Here is a 17790-nt window from a genome sequence, read left to right on the forward strand (position 1 = left end):
GTATGAAAGTTTTAGTTTATACCCGCCCACGTATTGATGTTTTTTTTAAAGAGTTGGTGAAAAATATACCAATATTTTCTAATGTATCGTATTTTAGTGATCATTCAGGAACGGAAGATATTGATGTTATGTCAGTATATTATTCAGTTAAAACTAGCTATGAAAAAAATGAAATAGATGATCATTTTATTTGGAGTGAAATAAATTTTGATAGTGTTTCTCGTAGATGTAGATATTTAAAAACTTTGCCTCATGACGAGCAAATAAAAAGAATAAAATGTATGTCTATAGCTCTATTTAATATTATCGAAAAAAATGATCCAGATTATATTTTTGGTATGGTAATGGATTCTTATGTGCTTGACTTATGTGATCGCATTATGAGAGCTAGAAGTGGTCAGTATATAGGCTTTTTGAATAATATGCTCAATGGATATTCTCGTTTGACGAGCCGAGGAGAGCTTATTTTTAATAATGAGCCTGAAGAAGCATTAGTTCAGCAGAAGATTGGTGAGTTGAAGGAGAGGTGTTATGTTCCATATATGCAAAAAGATTTTATGTGGAGCACTAAACCGCTATCTATGTTTTTTACTAAGTACTTAAAGGAAAAAGTAAAAATAGCCTATTATGCTTATAAGAGAATATCTGACCCCGATAATTTTTATTACAATACGGTAGCATCAGAACAATGTATGAGTTGTAGGGCAATATCTCAAATATTCTTTCGCCGTTTTCAAAATAAGTGCTATAAGAGTTTAGTCGAAAACGCCAAAGAGAGTAATAAGAAAATTGTGTACTTGCCGCTCCAATTTTATCCTGAGTGCAGCCTAGATTATTGGGGGACATCTTCCGATTTTTCAGATTTTTATCAAACTGTTTCAAAGTTACTGGGCGTAGATTTTAAAGACACTCTCATATTGGTTAAAGAACATCCTAGTGCATATGGCCTAAGAAAAAGTGCCTTCTATCAAAGTTTTTCTAAAAACCCGTCTTTTTGTTTGGTTCCTTTCGATATTCCGTCTAATGAAGTGATTGAGCATGCTGATTTAGTTCTAACTTGGACGGGATCTGTTGGTGTAGAGGCTATTGTTAGAAATAAGCCACTAATAACTTTTGGTAAGGCATACTATGCCACTGACAATGTATGCAAGGAATTAAATGATTTTGGTCAGCTTGAAGAGTTAGAAAGTACTATATCCCAAACTATTGCAAATTCTAAAGTGGTGGATATGGCTGTAGGCAAAGTTATAACTCATATGTTGTCCGGCTTATTGAAAGGTTATGTCTTTCCGCTTGATTATGGGTCATCTAAGAACCCATATAACAAAGAGGCAATGACTACTTTAGGGAATAGTGTAAGCGAAGCAATCGAAAAAATTAAAAGTCAGGGTGCGTATCCAGTTAGGACAGGCACCTATGACTAAATTTAGGGATTGTAAATTAAATCCTGTTGAGATCTTAATAATTGTGTTTTATTCATGCTCTCCGTTTTTATACCTGATTAGGGTTTTTTTCGGGGACCAAGATGTTTTTAGTGTGGTTCTTAGGTTGTTTGAGCCCCTGTTAATACTCACGACATTTTTTTGTTTGCTCTTAAAGCAAGTGAAATTAAATTACTACGCAATTATTCAGTCATTAATTCTTTTTTGGGGTGTCTGCATAGGCTTATTATCTAAAAATTATATTTTTAATATTGTTTCAGGTGCATCTCATTTTATTGCTGGGTTGTTAGTCTATATCTACTTCTTTAATATGAATAAAAGCTTTGATCGTATGCTCTGGTTTTTAGAGCGTCTGTCTTATTTTGTTATTATTGCAATAGGCATAGTAATTGCGTTTATTTATTATTCCAATGCTTATGGACGAAGTGTTTACTTAGGTCTTGCCTGTCAAATATTAATACCTGTGTTTTTTGTTCTTTGTTATAAGAAAAAATTAGTCTTAGCGATATTGTGTTTTTTGTTAATAGTCCTTTCAGGAAAAAGAGGGGTTCTTCTTTCTTTTGTTCTTGGTGTCTTAGCTGTTGCGGTACCTCTAGCTTTTTCTCGTTATTTTAATTTTAAATATTTTATGTATCTGCTTGGTGGAGTATTGCTCGTCACTATATTTGTTTCTTTGGGTTTGGGTGATGGTATGTTTTCTAGGTTGCAGTTCGATGGCTCTAGAGGAATTAATGAATATTCTTCTGGAAGGTATCAAGAATTTTACTCCGCAACAATATATTGGTTGTCAGATTCCTTTAGAACTCTTTGGGGAGCTGGCTTTGGTTTTACTTACACATACATTTATGACACCCCTAATTTGTCTGACGTTCAGAACTACAAAAATGTACATTTTTCCTATCTTAACCCCTTGATTTCTTTTGGTTTGTTTTTTGGGGGCGTATATCTATTGTCTTTTGCTTTTCTTATATTGGGTTTGCTTGTAAAGCTTTCGTATTGCAAAGGTTTAGGGCTTGCTTATAAAGCTTCAATTATAACCTTTTGTATCTATGCCTGCTTCGTTTTTAACTTATTTAACGAGCCTATTTTTTGGGCTGTTTTAGGCTCTCTGAGCCCTAGTCAAAGGATGTTAAGTGAAGAAGCAGCTCGCTAAAGTTTTTCTCGGTGAATTTGTAGCTAAGGCTCTGCAGTTCGTATTTGAGTTCATGTTAGTACGCATGTTGGCTCAGGCCGAGCTTGCCTCATGGGTTGTTTTTTCATTTGTTCTCAGGTTTTCACCTTATGCATCATTCGGTTGCTTGAGTTATCTCAATAAGTTTTATCCTCTGCAGTCAGAAGATGTTATAGCTCAAGCGGAGATTAAAGAAAAAGTACAGCAGAATATTTTTGTAATTTCAGTATTCTTTTTCATAGCCTCATTTTTATTTGCTTTTATTTTTCTGACTTCTTCTAAGAGTGTTCACTTTGATGTGGCAATGTCACTGTTTGTGATGTCATTGATCTTGCAGTATACATTCTTTCAGTCTCTTTTAAGAAATAAGTTTGAATTTGAGCGTTATATTGCTGGGCTTTTATTTTTTTGTGTTGCTCAGCTTAGTGCGGCTCTGATACTTTATAAATATTTTTCATTTTATGGGATATATTATGGTATTTTACTCGCCTATATTCTAGCTATTTTGTACTATTGGTTAACTACAAAATCCAAATTTACATTAGCGCTCAACCAGTTTTATTTGGATGTTATAAAGAGTGGTCTTCCCCCTTTTCTTTTAACAATCGTATCTTTTTTATTTCAAAGTATCGATAGGGTTGCTCTTATTATTTATTCAAATGAAGCCTTCCTTGCTTCTTATGCTGTGTTTTTTATATTCTATCAACTCGGCTTAATTTTGGTAAATACTGCTGGAAAAGTAATATCGCCATTTTTTCTTTCTCAGGCGGATGAAAAAAAAGCCGATTTTATAATTCTTGGATTTTTTTTGCTCTTTACAGTTCTGTACTTTATATTTCTATGTTGTTTTTTACTTTGGGGAGGCTATTTTTTAGAGTTTTTTCTGCCTAATTATGCCCACTTATTTCAAGAGATATTTATTTATTTGGTTATCGGCTATCTGGTTGCTTATAGTCAGATATATTTTAATGAGCTTGTAAAGCGCTCTAAAGAAATTTTAGTAGTGGTGCTAACTATTTCTCTTTCGGGTGTAGGTCTGTGCGTTTTAAGTTACACTTTATTCCTAAGAAGTAATCTTAATGATTTTGTTGAGGTGTCTCTGGTAGTAAATCTTGTCTATTGTATTTGTATCACAATTCTTGTTGGTAGCGCCAAGAATAGCTCCCTCAAAAATATTTTTATTATGTGTTTATTTCCTACAATAGCAACGCTATCTGTTTTATTGTTATGATTTAGTGTAAGTACCTTATTTTACGTTCTTGAAATTAGTTTGCAAATAGTCTCTAAGGCATTGCGGTCTCATAAATTTAAGTGGATGAAAACAGTTTTTGTAACTGTGGTTGTATGGGTGCTGGTGGGGTATATATTAAGAAAGTCAATAGGTCGCGCCACTCAAGCAAATTCAGCTGTAAAAGCCATTGTGTTGCAACGAGAAAGCAACTTGTTAAATATCGCTTCATACAGAGTGTGCGGTCGTTGCTCATTTGCTCTAGCCAGCGAAGAACGGCTAACCAGAGCGGCGCTCGCATGATAGAGTTTGTGAGTTTGAACCGACAGGTTGCACACAGCATATCTTTGGCTGGTTTGGTTTGAAAGTTGAGCTAGGACTGGGGACAAAAAATTGAGATCAGCGAGACACTTTGCGCAAAAGCTCTTCTTCAAGGCGTTGTTTTGCTAGTTGCTAAAATTCATTTCGAAAAATGAATTTTAGCAACTGAGTGAATGCCGTATGATCTGACATGGCTTATCTCTTGGTTCTACAGTGTTTTTTGGCGCTTGTATTGTGCCAAGTTTTTGATATTTAAGCTTTTTTATTCTATATTTGTGGGGCAGTAATGTCTCTAAGACTATTTTAACCTTAGAGGGTTAGTTAACATGTGTGGTATTGCAGGGCTCATTAATCTAAAAAATGGGTGGTCGGCTGAGGACTTTGGAAATATTACTTTTCATCGTGGGCCAGATAACTTAGGTGTGTATGAATCCGATGATGTCATTTTAACCCATAACAGATTATCCATTATAGATCTTTCATCAATAGCAAACCAGCCTATGGTTAGTGCTGATGGGGGCTTCGTTATGGTTTATAACGGAGAAATTTATAATTATAAGACTTTAAAATCAGAGTTAGAGCAACAAGGAGCTACATTTAAAACTAACTCGGATACCGAAGTATTATTGGCTGGTTACGAACGTTGGGGGAAAGGTGTTCTTGATAAGTTAGATGGTATGTTTGCCTTTGCAATATGGGATTCAGGAAAAAAACAACTATTTTGTGCTCGTGACCACGTAGGTATTAAACCCTTTCTATTTTGGCATAATGGCCAATCGCTAGTTTTTTCCTCCGAGCTGAAAACCTTAGAAAGTGTTATCCCAGATTTGACGATAGATAAGGGTGCTGTAGCAGAGTATTTAATCTACAATTATGTACCAGCACCTAAGACTATATATAGTGATGTTAAAAAACTATTGCCGGGCCACTATTTCGAATTTGATTTAAATAGCGGTAAATTAGAAATGTCAATGTGGTGGCAAATACCTGATGCTGCAGAAAAACTGGATGTAAGTTATCAAGACGCGGTCAAGCTGGTGAGGGAAAAGGTTGGGCAGTCAGTAAGAAGCCAGTTGATTGCAGATGTTCCTGTTAGTGCTTTTTTGAGCGGGGGGGTAGACTCTAGTATTATCGTGGCCGAAATGGCTCAAACGACAAGCAATGCAAAAGTGTTTTCTATTGGTTACAAAGATAACGATGAGTATGATGAAACTCAGTATGCCAAGATAGTGGCAGAGCGTTTTGGTCTATCTCATCATGTCATTTACCCTGATTTTTCCAGTGATTCGATACTAAGTACGGTTGACTTAATTCTTGATCAAATGGATGAGCCATACGGTAACCCTACAGTGTCAATGACAAATATTATTTGTCAAGCTGCTAAAAAAGAAGCGGTTGTTGCTTTAGTGGGAGACGGAGGCGATGAGGTTTTTGGTGGTTACCCAAGGTATCGGGCACTAGAAGTGGCTAAAAATTTTCAGCCATTACTATCAGTAGGCGCTCCGGCTATTGGCGCGATACTATCACTTATGCCCGAGACTCCATGGAAGAATCATTTTATTCGTCGATCTAAACAGTTTGTCAAGAGCCAAGGTAAACCACCTGCAAACAGGTTTCAGGGGTGGACATCAGTGATTACCTACCAAAGATTAAAACAGATTAGTTCTTCGCTAGGACATTCTTTTCTTGAATCCTGTCGAGGCCAATATCTTGCTGATATCTTTGATGAATGCCATAGCGGTGGTGTTGATGCAGCCTGCTACACCGATCAAAAGTCGTTTTTACCATATAACTTATTGGATGGTGCGGATAGATTAAGTATGCAAACAGCATTTGAATTAAGAGTGCCTTTTGTCAATCGTGAGTTGCTTGAGCTTTCTGCTAAGCTAAAGCCTGAGTGGAAAATAAAAGGCAAAGTAACCAAGAGGATTTTAAAGGATGCATACACCGATTTTTTGCCAGATGAAATTGTTAATAGGCCGAAACGAGGTTTTAATCCTCCTGTGTGGAATTGGCTTCAGTCTAATCAAGAATTTGTTCGTGAATATCTAAACAATAAAAGCCGAGTTGCTGTTTTATTTGAAAATAATTATATTGAAAGCCTTACGGAATCATTCTATAAAAAACAAGAAGACTCATCATCTCACTTATGGGCATTGTTAGTGCTTGAACGTTGGATCGAGAAGCGAAATGTGTGCCTTCGTTAAGTTTTATTTTTTGATTGTTCTTAATAGCTTTGGTTAATCGGTATTTTCGAATGTGTTATCAGATTGGAGCAGTGATACTATAGTGTTATATCGTTTATTTAGACTATTTCATACTGTTAAATACCTTAAATTTAAACAGATTTTTTTTAGACTTATCTATAAATTTAGAAGGGTCAAAGCTGACGAAATTATTTTGCCGAAAACAGCACGCTGGAAGTGGAATGGAGGTGGTTATAGCTCGCAGGCTTTGTATCAAAATAACAAAGCTCATTTCATAGGAAAGACATACGATATTACACCTAGTAATATTTGGAATCACCCTGAGATATCGAAGCTATGGGTTTATAATCTTCATTATTTTGATGATTTAAATTCAAATGGCTCGATTGAGCGAGAAGATTTCCATTATGCTTTTATCGACCGTTGGATTAAGGAAAATCCCCCATGTATTGGTAATGGTTGGGAGCCTTATCCCATTTCACTAAGGCTGGTAAACTGGGTCAAATGGTTTAGTCGGAAAAGTGATGTTGAAAGTAAGTATGTTAATAGCATTGCGGTGCAAGCTGATGTGTTAACTCAGCAAATTGAGTACCATATTTTAGGAAATCATCTGTTTGCAAATGCTAAAGCGTTGGTTTTTGTTGGTACTTATTTACAAGGAGGCGAGGCAAAAAAATTTTTAGAGCTAGGCTTGGCGTTGTTAGATAGTGAAATATCTGAACAGTTTTTAGATGATGGTGCTCATTTTGAGTTATCACCCATGTATCATGAAATATTACTTTGGGATCTCCTAGAATTAATTGATTTGGCTCAATTAAGTCAGCATCCGGCCTTATTAAAGTGCATGCCAGAATGGCGTTCGGTTGCGGAAAAAGCGCTTTCTTGGTTAGGAAGCATGTTGCATCCTGATGGTGAAATTAGTTTTTTCAATGATGCTGCTATTGGTGTTGCCGCAAAACCCCAGCAAATATTTAATTACGCTAAAAAACTCGATCTTATTTACATGCCAAATAATGAAACACTGCTGACCAATAAAGCGAGTGGTTATAGCCGAGTTAAAACAGATTGTTTTACCTTGCTGTTTGATCATGCGAATATTGGACCTGATTATTTGCCAGGGCATGCCCATGCAGATACCTTAAGTTTTGAAATTTCTGTTGGGCAGCACCGTTTATTTGTTAATTCTGGTACTTCTTTATATGGAGTGAGTAAAGAACGTTTGCGTCAGCGAGAGACGGCGGCTCATAATACTGTTGTTGTTCAGAACCAGAACTCTTCTGAGGTTTGGTCTGGCTTTAGAGTGGCACGCCGTGCTTATGGAAAATTATTGTCTTCGAAGTCTTATGAGGGCAAGGCGATTCTTGTGGCAAGTCATGATGGTTATAAAAGGTTGAAGCCAGAAGTGGTTCATACAAGATCAATTGAGGCTGAAGTTGACGGCTGCTCTATTATTGATCAATTATCCAGTCCTGAAGCAGCGTGTTATCATTTGCACCTACATCCTGATGTCATAGTGTTAGAGGTGGAGCAGCAAGCATTACTCCTTCAGCTACCTTGCTTAACATTGGTTACATTTAAAAGTAGTCTACCTCTGTATTTAAAAGATAGCACTTGGCACCCAAGGTTTGGTATGAGTGTGGGCAACAAAAAAATTATAATTCCTTTCTCCGATGGATACTTAAGTACAAACATTAACGTTTTAAAGGCTGATCGTTGAAAATTCTCATACTTACTTTTTACTATACGCCCGATCTTTGCGCCGGCTCATTCAGATCTACAGCATTGGTGGATCAGCTAAAAAAAATCTCTGGTGTTGATGTGGAAGTTATCACTACGCTACCAAATCGTTATGCTTCTTTTTCTATTGATGCTCCGCGGCATGAGGAACGGGATGGTGTAAAAGTGAATCGCGTCGCTTTACCATCTCACAAGAGTGGTATGTTGGATCAGATGAGGGCATTTTTAACCTATTATAAAGAAGCAACTAATTTGGTTGCAAATAAAAATTATGATCTGGTTTTTTCGACATCTTCTAGATTATTTACCGCTTTTTTAGGAGCTCGCATATCCCAGAAAAAAAATATACCTTTGTATCTTGATATTAGAGATGTTTTTGTAGACACCATTAGCGATGTTTTATCGCCAAAAATTTCTTGGCTGGCAGTTCCTTTTTTTTCTATGATTGAGAATTATACGTTTAAAAAAGCGCAGCGAATAAATTTGGTTTCTGCAGGTTTCTCTGATTATTTTAAATCACGTTATCCGAGAGCAGATTATCGATGGTTTACCAATGGTATTGATAATGAATTTTTAATAGCTGCTCCTCAGTCTAATTTAGAAAATAGAAAAAAAACTGATAAGCCGTTAACAGTTTTATATGCGGGGAATATGGGCGAAGGTCAAGGACTGCATAGCATTATCCCTGCTTTAGCAAAACGTTTGAACACAAAGGTAAATTTTCGATTATTAGGCGATGGAGGGCGTAAGTCTTTGCTAGAAAGTGCGCTTGATCAGATTTCAAATGTTAAAATACTAGCCCCGGTTAGTAGAGCTGAGTTGATTAATGAATATTTTGACGCTGATGTGTTATTTCTTCATTTAAATGATTATCCAGCATTTCGTAAGGTACTTCCGTCTAAAATTTTTGAATACGCTGCATTAGGAAAGCCTATTTGGGCTGGCGTAGCTGGATATGCAGCTGAATTTTTGAACAAAGAGGTGTCTAATGTGGCTGTTTTCCCTCCTGGTGATGTGGATTTGGCTATATCGTCGTTAGGTAATATTAAAATGGTTGATTGTGAACGTAAAGACTTTGTGGGAAAATTTTCTCGAGATAAAATAGCGCAGTGTATGGCTCAGGATATTGTTGAACTAGGTAAACAATATGAATGACAGATGTATTTTTCTTACCGGTGCTTCTGGTTTTGTGGGGGGGGCGCTACTATCGAAGTTACCTGCTGAGCAGCTACGTCTCTTTGGCAGAAAAGATCTTGATGTTGCTGGAGTGCCTTTTTTCAAAGGTGAAATGATTAAGGGCGCCAAATTTTTAGAGGCACTTGGAAATGCGAAGATTGTTATTCACTGCGCTGCGCGCGTTCATATAATGGATGATTCTGCTTGTGACTCCTTGATAGAATATCGAGCAATAAATACCGAGGGCACTCTAAGCCTCGCTCGTCAATCTGCTCAAGCGGGTGTTAAACGCTTTATTTTTTTAAGCACCATTAAAGTCAATGGCGAATCGACATCACATCGATCACCTTTTACTGCTTTTGATAAACACTCACCAGAAGACGATTATGGCATTTCTAAGTCTGAAGCAGAGGAACAGCTTTTGGCATTGGGAAGCGAGACGGGAATGGAGATTGTGATTATTCGTCCGCCCTTGGTTTATGGTGAGAGCGTGAAAGCAAACTTTGCATCCCTAATGAAGTTTGTTGGTAAGGGGTTTCCCTTGCCATTTCGTTTCATTAAGCATAATAAGCGTAGCTTAGTGTCCGTATATAATCTGGTAGACTTAATTAAGGTCTGTATCGATCACCCTCGCGCAGTTAATCAGGTGTTTTTGGTCTCGGATGATGACGATTTGTCTACTTCCCAGATGGTTGCTTTAATGGCCAAGGTGCAGGGAAAGATAAACTTTTCGCTTCCTGTACCAGTATGGTGCTTCAAGTTGGCTGCTGCCATCCTCAAAAAAGAAGCGGTAGTGGAGCGCCTAGTTGGTTCTCTACAATTGGATATTGAGCATACTAAGAAAACGCTTGATTGGGTGCCTCCCTACAGTGTTGAGCACGGTTTTCGTTTAACGGCTAAAAAATAGCCATAAGGATTGGATAAAAAATGATTCGCCTCTTAGATTTTGTGCTTGCACTATTAGGTTTGTTTTTTGGTTTTCCTGTATTTTTGCTGATTTATATCGCAGGCTTGTTCGATACTGGCTCGCCTCTTTTTCGGCAGGAGCGCGTGGGTAGAGACAAGAGGCCATTCATGCTGATTAAATTTCGCACCATGGCATTAGATACTGCCTCCGTTGCTAGTCATTTAGCCTCGACGTCTTCTATAACTAGGTTAGGTAGTCTGTTGCGCAAAACCAAACTAGATGAGCTGCCTCAGTTATGGAACGTATTGAAAGGTGAAATGAGTCTGGTTGGCCCTCGGCCAGGTCTTTTTAATCAAGCTGAATTGACAGAAGAGCGTGAAAGATTGGGCGTGTTTGACGTGCGGCCGGGTATCACAGGGCTGGCTCAAGTAAACGAAATAGATATGTCTACGCCTAAGTTGCTCGCAGAAACAGACAGCGAGATGATTAAAACACTTAACATCAAATCGTACTTTGCCTATATTCTTATGACTGTTTTAGGTAAAGGTTCTGGTGATAGAATAAAGTCTTGATTTTTCAGAGCGCATTACGGAATGCTTAGCTTATTAAAAATATTGTTCAAACTTCCTCGTCCTGCCAAGAGAGCGGTATCCATAGTTCTGGATACGTGCTTTATTTTTGCTGCTTTTTGGGGTGCTTGGATTTTTCGGCTTGATAGTGCTTCTGTTTTTTATAAACAAGAAAGCTGGTTGCTGTTCGCTATTGTTCTTCCTGTAACGCTTATCGCTTTTATACGTTTAGGTTTGTATCGCGCCGTATTGCGCTATATGAGTTCAAAAGTGGCTGTTGCTATTTTGATTGGTGTGAGTGTATCGGTCTTTACTTTGGTAATGGCTGGTTTTTTTACTGGTTATTCTCTTCCTCGCACCGTTCCTCTTATTTATGCTGCTTTCTTACTGATATTTGTCGGTGGCAGTCGTTTTACAGTGCGCGCTCTTGCAATGCAGGGCAACAAGCGGAACAAAGAGCGTGTGTTGATTTATGGTGCAGGTTCGGCAGGTCGCCAATTGGCACAGTCGTTAATGCACGGTGGCGAATACGATCCCGTTGGCTTTATAGATGATGACAAAAGCCTCCAAAATACTAATATTCTTGGTCGATCTGTATATGCTTTTGAGCGTTTGTCTGAGCTGCTTGAGTCTGGTTCTATTAGGCAAGTGCTATTAGCAATACCTAGGGTCTCTCGCTCAGAGCGTAGTATCATTATCAGCAAATTAGAGCCTCTAGCTGTAGAAATTCGTTCTATCCCGGGTGTCTCTGATTTGGTTTCTGGTCAAGCAAAAATTGATGAGCTGCGTGATGTGGCAATTGAAGATTTACTGGGGCGAGAGCCTGTTGAGCCTCGTTCGGACCTGATGAGCAAAAATATCGCCGGTAAAGTGGTGATGGTGACAGGAGCTGGTGGCTCGATTGGTTCAGAACTGTGCCGCCAAATTATTCAACAAGAGCCAAAAGTATTACTGTTATTTGAGCTGTCTGAGTTTGCCCTTTATAAAATTGACGGAGAGCTTACCAAGCTGATTAATCGACAGTCACTCAGTGTAGAGCTTAAGCCAATCATTGGTAGTGTTCAAAAGAAAAATCGTATAGCAACAGTGATGAAAACGTTTGGTGTGCAAACGGTCTACCATGCAGCAGCATATAAGCACGTACCATTGGTAGAGTACAATGTTGTGGAGGGTGTGAGAAATAACGTTTTTGGCACCTTCTATAGTGCTCAAGCAGCAGCAGATGCGAATGTCGAAACATTTGTGTTGATTTCTACAGATAAAGCCGTAAGACCAACGAATGTAATGGGAGCTACTAAGCGATTGGCTGAGCTATCGCTGCAGGCTCTGGCAAAGCTTGATACAAATACAACGTTCTGTATGGTGCGTTTCGGTAATGTACTGGGTTCTTCCGGTTCTGTGGTGCCATTGTTTCGTGAGCAGATTCGCAAAGGCGGGCCGGTTACCGTTACTCACAAAGACATCACGCGTTTCTTTATGACAATTCCAGAGGCATCTCAGCTAGTGATTCAAGCGGGGGCTATGGCCAAGGGGGGGGATGTGTTTGTGCTCGATATGGGTGAGCCAATAAAAATTGCTGAATTTGCAGTCAAAATGATTCATTTGATGGGGTTGGAAGTTAAAAGTGTAGATAATCCACATGGTGATATCGAAATTAATTACACAGGTCTGCGCCCTGGCGAAAAGCTCTACGAAGAGCTTCTAGTAGGAGATAATGTGTATGCTACTGAGCACGCGCGCATCATGACGGCAAATGAACATTCATTATCATGGCAGGATATGTCAAATTTTTTAAACGAGTTTGACCAGGCCTGCCATGATTTTGAAATTGAAAAAGTTCAGGCTCTGTTACAAAGCGCGCCGACCGCCTACTCTCCCAGTAGTGATTTAAATGATTTGGTGTGGCGTAAAAAAGCAGCTAATAAGCTATAGGAAATTCTGATTAATCCTCCAAAAATGGGATAACAGAAGAAATCGCCAGTGGTAACAATCTAGGGGAAAGGTCAGTTATAGTAAGCGTGGTGACAGTATTTTTCATGAAAGATAGCACGAATGTCTGTACAATAACAAGTTAAATAAGTTGGGCTAAATGTCTATTATGAAAGAAAAAAAAGTGGCAATATTGCAGTCTAACTATATTCCCTGGAAAGGATATTTTGACATGATTGCGGCTGTAGATGAGTTTATTCTTTACGATGATATGCAATATACTCGTCGTGACTGGAGAAATCGTAATCAAATTAAAACGCCAAATGGCATTCAATGGTTAACAGTCGCCGTTGAGGCTAAAGGAAAATATCATCAAACTATAAAAGAAACATTATTATCTGATTATGGTTGGGGTGATGCTCATTGGAAAACCATAAAAAGTAATTATAGCCGAGCTCCTTACTTTCAAGAAATTTCTGAATTTCTGTACCCCTTGTATCACAATAATTCATATGTAAATATTTCACAGGTGAATCGCGCATTTATTGAGGCGATTTGTCATTATCTATCGATTGAAACTGTTATTAGTAGTTCATCAGATTATCAGTTGTCTGAGGGTAAAAGTGAGCGATTAGTGGATCTATGCTTGCAGGCGGACGCTGTTGAATATGTTTCTGGCCCATCAGCTAAAAATTATATCGATGAGCTTGTTTTTAAAAAGTCTGGTGTAACATTGAGCTGGTTTGATTATGATGGGTACCCCGAGTATCCCCAGCTTTGGGGAAGCTTCAGTCATGGTGTCAGTATTATCGACCTATTATTTAACTGCGGAAAAGAGTCATCTCATTATATGAGGTGTGTAAAGTGAAGCTATCTATTGTAACCACGCTTTATCGTTCTGCACCCTATATCAGCGAATTTTATGATCGTTCCAGTGCGATAGCTCAAGAGTTAGTGGGTGATGATTATGAGATTATATTTGTTAATGATGGTTCGCCAGATAATAGTTTAGATTTAGCGATTCATCTTACAGAGAAAGACTCACGTATCGTTGTTGTCGACCTTTCCCGAAATTTTGGGCATCATAAAGCAATGATGGCGGGTTTAGAATATACCGAGGGGCAAAAAATATTCTTGTTAGACAGCGATTTAGAGGAGGAGCCTGAGTGGCTTGGCCAATTTTCAAAACTCATGGTCGAGGAAAGCTCCGATGTGGTCTATGGAAGACAGAAAGCCCGAAAGGGGGGGTGGTTTGAAAGATGGAGTGGCGAGCTATTTTACTCTTTGTTTAACTGGTTAAGTAATATAGACCACCCCCGAAATATTGTAACAGCTAGATTAATGACTCGCCGCTATGTTAATGCATTGCTGAGCTATCGGGAGAGAGAATTGGTGATTTCTTGCTTGTGGGTAATAACAGGCTTTAAGCAGTCAGAAATCTTTGTAAAGAAGCATATGCTGAGTGATACAAATTATACTCTTACTAAGAAAATAACACACGCTGTTAATGCCATTACCTCTTTTAGTGAGCAGCCATTAAAATTTATCTTTTATATTGGGTTGCTGATTCTTTCAACGTCAGTTTTATTTGCCGGTTATATTATTTTTAATAAAATCTTTTTATATCAACCGATTGCTGGTTGGACATCTGTCATGGTTTCTGTGTGGCTGTTAGGAGGAATGATAATTTCGTTTATCGGTATCATAGGAATTTATCTTTCCAAAGTTTTCTTGGAAACTAAAAAAAGACCATTGTCAATTGTTAGGAGTGTATATGGAAGGTGAGAAGATAAATATTGATTCTTCTTATGAAGAATTCTATTCGAAAAGGAATGGAGCTAAAGTATACCCGACTGAATTTGTTGTCCGAACATTTCTTGCAAAATACCCTAGATTACTTTTTGAAAGACTGAATGCTAATGCTAAGGTTCTTGACGTGGGTTTTGGTGATGGAAGGAATACGGTATTTCTCTGCGACCAAGGTTTTAAGGTTAGTGGTATTGAAATTACTCAGGGTATTGTAGAACAAACACAAAATCGTTTAATGGAACTTGGGCATAATGCTGACTTACGTGTAGGCAGAAACAGTAGCATTCCATATGACGAAAATACTTTTGATTGTATCCTTGCTTGCCATAGTTGTTATTACTGTGATGAAGGTGAATCTTTTGATGATAATCTAGTTGAATATTTTCGAGTACTAAAGCCCGGTGGTACTCTCATTGCATCTGTAGCGTGCAGTTCATCTTATATCTTTTCTGGCTCAGTAAAGCAAAGTGATGGATCTTCTATTATTAATTCTGATCCATATGGTAATAGAAATGGTTATCGTCTTCATGGGGTTTCAGATGCCAAAGAGCTTGAAATTTGTTTTTCTCCTTATTTTAAAAATTTCTCTATTGGTTTTGCAGACAATGATTATTACGGTATCGAAGAGCGAGTGTTTTGGGTGGTTTGTGAAAAACAAGAAAGGTAGTAAGATTAATGAAAAATAATATTTATAGATGTCCTAAATGTAGCTCAATGCTTGATGTTAATGTCGATGCCCTATCTTGTAGTGCGGGGCATACTTTTGAGATGTTGCAAATTGGTGGTGTGCTTGCCCCGGTTTTTGATTGTGAAAAAGAAGAGGGGAATGATTATGCCGCTGCTGAAGCAGCAAAAATGAATGAAAATGCAACTAATTGGGTTTTGAATACATTTAATTCTACCGAGGTTGATCTTAGAAAAAATCTTATCTCTAGGTTGCATCTTAAGCCAGGGCAGAAAGTGCTTATTACCGGCACTGGTGCTGGTGCGGATCTTCCGTTTCTTGTTAAAAATTTAGGGGAGGAGGGAGAAATATTTGCTCAAGATTATTCTAAGGAAATGCTACAGGAAGCAATAAAGCGTGCTCAAGGTGAATATGAGCTTTCCAAATACAATATAGAATTTTCAGTAAGTGATGCGACCAACCTTCCCTATGTTGATGATTACTTTGATGCGGTATATCACTTTGGGGGAATAAATTTATTTTCTGATATAGCTAAAGGCATTTCTGAAATGGATCGCGTTGCAAAAGATGGCGGCCGTATTGTTTTTGGTGATGAAGGAATAGCGTCATGGCTGAAAGATACAGAATATGGAAAAATGGTTATCAATAATAATAAACTTTGTGATTACGATCCTCCGTTAGATTTGTTGCCGAAAAATGCAAAAGATGTAAATTTGTCGTGGGCGGCGGGCAACTGTTTTTATATAGTGGATTATACTAAGTCTACATCTCCTTTGCCGATAAATATTGATATCCCTCATATTGGTAAGAGGGGGGGCACTATTCGTACTAGATATTTTGGTCAACTGGAGGGAGTCGACCCAGAATTAAAAGATAAGATCTATTTCGAGGCTGAGAAAAAAAACGTTAGCAGAGTTGCGTTCTTAGAAAAACTATTACGAGAAGGTTTGAAGGGTAATTAACATATCATATGTGTGGCGTTAAAGGGTTGTTTAACATGAAGGGGAAGCGGGTTTAATGTTTAACTGGGTCAAGAAAGGGTTGTTGTTTGAGCCGAATATGCCAGGTTATACGCATGCATCACATCCTTGCATTATACATATACATAATGATGTCTTTATTCTGGCGTATACATGTAGGGATTCACAGCAGCGGTCTCATGTTTTTTTATCTTATGCAAATGTAAGTGAAGGGCGTGTTGTTATATTAGGAGAGCCTAAGTTAGCTCTAGCTATTGGCGATCCAGGATGTTTTGATTGTGATGGTGTTATTAGTGGGTGTCTTATCGAAAATAATGGAGAGTATTATCTTTATTATGTAGGGTGGCAAAATTTACCGGATGGTCTTTGGTTATGTGATACAGGTAGAGCTATATTAGATATCGATAGTTTAATCCTTAAAAAAGAGTTTGCTGGTCCAGTTTTAGGGCGAGATAAAAACAATCCATTGTTTGCAGCAGCAACAGCATTTTATATTACGGAAGATAATCAGTGGCATGCTTGGTATAATTCGGGAATTCGCTGGGAAAAAACAGATAAGGGCTGGCATCATTGGTATGGCTTCCATCATGCTACTTCACTAGATGGTATCGATTGGCTGTGTGAGCCCGATTTGATTATTCCTTTTGCCGATGAGTACGAATATGCTTTTGGTAGACCCAGTGTAGTATTGTGGGATGGTGTATTTCATATGTGGTTTGCGCATCGTGCAACAAAAGAAATTTCAACATATCGTATGGGTTATGCATCATCTAAAGATGGCTTAACTTGGGACAGGAATGACACGATATCAGGTATAGATGTGTCTGTATCGGGTTGGGATTCAGAGATGATTTGTTATCCTTCAGTATTTGAACATAAAGGATACAAGTATATGCTCTACAATGGCAATAATTATGGTGAAACAGGCTTTGGGTTTGCTGTATTGGAAGGCTGTAAATGAAAAAAATTGTACTCGCCGGTAATTCAGTAACTGCAGATATATTATATTCATATTTGAAATATGATCATCGGTATGAGGTTTTGGCTACGGTAGTTGATGATGAATATTTGGATTTAAATACGGTGGATGGTGTTAAGTCGGCTGGGATGACGAAACTAGACAACATCTTCCCTCCTAGTGAAGTCTCCATCATTATGGCAATGGGCTATAACAATTTAAATCGTGATCGAGAATCCATGTTTTATCGTTTGAAAGAGCTAGGTTATAGTATCGAAACTTACGTACATCCTGATGCCCGAGTATACAGTGAAAAATTATTAGGCGAAGGATGTGTTGTTTTACCGAATGCCGTAATTGAACCTCATGTGTGTTTAGAAGAAAATTCGATGGTTTGGTGTAATGTTACGCTAGCACACCATAGTTGCGTGGAAAAACACTGTTGGGTTGCTTCTGGAGCTGTTGTGTCGGGTCAAGCTAATATAGGGAGAAATAGTTTTATTGGTGTTAATGCTACAGTTGTCAATGAAATATTAATCGGTAAATATAATGTAATTGGTGCTTCAGCAATGATTTCTAAAAACACCAAATCTAATACAGTGCATTTATCACGTTCTGCTGAACAATTCAGATATTCATCTGATGATTACGTAAAGTTTTTTGGTGTTTAA

15 protein-coding genes are annotated in these 17790 nt (G+C 38.0%); all 15 read left to right on the plus strand.

What is annotated here, in order from left to right:
• The first annotated feature begins 2 nt into the window (after positions 1 to 2).
• A complete protein-coding gene (locus ACZ5O6_RS03955) occupies positions 3 to 1424 on the plus strand; it encodes a capsular polysaccharide export protein, LipB/KpsS family (RefSeq protein WP_447091032.1) in 1422 nt (473 codons plus the stop codon).
• Positions 1417 to 2595, plus strand: coding sequence for an O-antigen ligase family protein (locus ACZ5O6_RS03960; protein WP_447091031.1), 1179 nt, complete (start codon positions 1417 to 1419; stop codon positions 2593 to 2595). The genes ACZ5O6_RS03955 and ACZ5O6_RS03960 overlap by 8 nt, the downstream gene beginning before the upstream one ends.
• Complete coding sequence (locus ACZ5O6_RS03965) at positions 2576 to 3844, plus strand: MATE family efflux transporter (protein ID WP_447091030.1); 1269 nt, start codon at positions 2576 to 2578, stop codon at positions 3842 to 3844. Before ACZ5O6_RS03960 ends, ACZ5O6_RS03965 begins: the two co-directional genes overlap by 20 nt.
• 644 nt (positions 3845 to 4488) lie before the next feature.
• Positions 4489 to 6369, plus strand: coding sequence for an asparagine synthase (glutamine-hydrolyzing) (asnB, locus tag ACZ5O6_RS03970; RefSeq protein ID WP_447091029.1), 1881 nt, complete (start codon positions 4489 to 4491; stop codon positions 6367 to 6369).
• Positions 6370 to 6421: 52 nt separating this feature from the next.
• Complete coding sequence (locus ACZ5O6_RS03975) at positions 6422 to 8086, plus strand: heparinase II/III family protein (RefSeq protein ID WP_447091028.1); 1665 nt, start codon at positions 6422 to 6424, stop codon at positions 8084 to 8086.
• A complete protein-coding gene (locus ACZ5O6_RS03980; protein ID WP_464283538.1) occupies positions 8083 to 9261 on the plus strand; it encodes a glycosyltransferase family 4 protein in 1179 nt (392 codons plus the stop codon). Before ACZ5O6_RS03975 ends, ACZ5O6_RS03980 begins: the two co-directional genes overlap by 4 nt.
• Positions 9254 to 10189 (plus strand): UDP-glucose 4-epimerase family protein, encoded by a 936-nt coding sequence (locus ACZ5O6_RS03985; RefSeq protein ID WP_447091026.1) that lies wholly within the window; start codon positions 9254 to 9256, stop codon positions 10187 to 10189. Before ACZ5O6_RS03980 ends, ACZ5O6_RS03985 begins: the two co-directional genes overlap by 8 nt.
• 20 nt (positions 10190 to 10209) lie before the next feature.
• Positions 10210 to 10761, plus strand: coding sequence for a sugar transferase (locus ACZ5O6_RS03990; protein WP_447091025.1), 552 nt, complete (start codon positions 10210 to 10212; stop codon positions 10759 to 10761).
• A 21-nt stretch (positions 10762 to 10782) separates the two neighbouring features.
• A complete protein-coding gene (locus tag ACZ5O6_RS03995; protein WP_447091024.1) occupies positions 10783 to 12690 on the plus strand; it encodes a polysaccharide biosynthesis protein in 1908 nt (635 codons plus the stop codon).
• 157 nt (positions 12691 to 12847) lie between these two features.
• Positions 12848 to 13555: a WbqC family protein gene (locus ACZ5O6_RS04000; RefSeq protein WP_464283539.1), complete on the plus strand. Its 708-nt coding sequence runs from the start codon at positions 12848 to 12850 to the stop codon at positions 13553 to 13555.
• On the plus strand, positions 13552 to 14472 hold the full coding sequence (locus tag ACZ5O6_RS04005; RefSeq protein ID WP_447091022.1) for a glycosyltransferase family 2 protein: 921 nt from the start codon (positions 13552 to 13554) through the stop codon (positions 14470 to 14472). Before ACZ5O6_RS04000 ends, ACZ5O6_RS04005 begins: the two co-directional genes overlap by 4 nt.
• Positions 14462 to 15163: a class I SAM-dependent methyltransferase gene (locus ACZ5O6_RS04010; protein ID WP_447091021.1), complete on the plus strand. Its 702-nt coding sequence runs from the start codon at positions 14462 to 14464 to the stop codon at positions 15161 to 15163. Before ACZ5O6_RS04005 ends, ACZ5O6_RS04010 begins: the two co-directional genes overlap by 11 nt.
• A gap of 8 nt (positions 15164 to 15171) precedes the next feature.
• On the plus strand, positions 15172 to 16143 hold the full coding sequence (locus ACZ5O6_RS04015) for a class I SAM-dependent methyltransferase (RefSeq protein ID WP_447091020.1): 972 nt from the start codon (positions 15172 to 15174) through the stop codon (positions 16141 to 16143).
• Positions 16144 to 16198: 55 nt separating this feature from the next.
• Complete coding sequence (locus ACZ5O6_RS04020; RefSeq protein WP_447091019.1) at positions 16199 to 17122, plus strand: glycoside hydrolase family 32 protein; 924 nt, start codon at positions 16199 to 16201, stop codon at positions 17120 to 17122.
• Positions 17119 to 17790 carry an acetyltransferase gene (locus ACZ5O6_RS04025; RefSeq protein ID WP_447091018.1) on the plus strand — a complete coding sequence of 224 codons (672 nt, stop codon included), beginning with the start codon at positions 17119 to 17121 and terminating at the stop codon, positions 17788 to 17790. The genes ACZ5O6_RS04020 and ACZ5O6_RS04025 overlap by 4 nt, the downstream gene beginning before the upstream one ends.

The organism is Eionea flava (assembly GCF_055393785.1).

Bases quoted from the DNA above. Each gene is read 5' to 3' on its own strand.
- ACZ5O6_RS03955 (WP_447091032.1), top strand. From the start codon at position 3: ATGAAAGTTTTAGTTTATACCCGCCCACGTATTGATGTTTTTTTTAAA.
- ACZ5O6_RS03960 (WP_447091031.1), top strand. From the start codon at position 1,417: ATGACTAAATTTAGGGATTGTAAATTAAATCCTGTTGAGATCTTAATA.
- asnB (WP_447091029.1), top strand. From the start codon at position 4,489: ATGTGTGGTATTGCAGGGCTCATTAATCTAAAAAATGGGTGGTCGGCT.
- ACZ5O6_RS03985 (WP_447091026.1), top strand. From the start codon at position 9,254: ATGAATGACAGATGTATTTTTCTTACCGGTGCTTCTGGTTTTGTGGGG.
- ACZ5O6_RS03990 (WP_447091025.1), top strand. From the start codon at position 10,210: ATGATTCGCCTCTTAGATTTTGTGCTTGCACTATTAGGTTTGTTTTTT.
- ACZ5O6_RS03995 (WP_447091024.1), top strand. From the start codon at position 10,783: ATGCTTAGCTTATTAAAAATATTGTTCAAACTTCCTCGTCCTGCCAAG.
- ACZ5O6_RS04000 (WP_464283539.1), top strand. From the start codon at position 12,848: ATGTCTATTATGAAAGAAAAAAAAGTGGCAATATTGCAGTCTAACTAT.
- ACZ5O6_RS04010 (WP_447091021.1), top strand. From the start codon at position 14,462: ATGGAAGGTGAGAAGATAAATATTGATTCTTCTTATGAAGAATTCTAT.
- ACZ5O6_RS04015 (WP_447091020.1), top strand. From the start codon at position 15,172: ATGAAAAATAATATTTATAGATGTCCTAAATGTAGCTCAATGCTTGAT.
- ACZ5O6_RS04020 (WP_447091019.1), top strand. From the start codon at position 16,199: ATGTTTAACTGGGTCAAGAAAGGGTTGTTGTTTGAGCCGAATATGCCA.
- ACZ5O6_RS04025 (WP_447091018.1), top strand. From the start codon at position 17,119: ATGAAAAAAATTGTACTCGCCGGTAATTCAGTAACTGCAGATATATTA.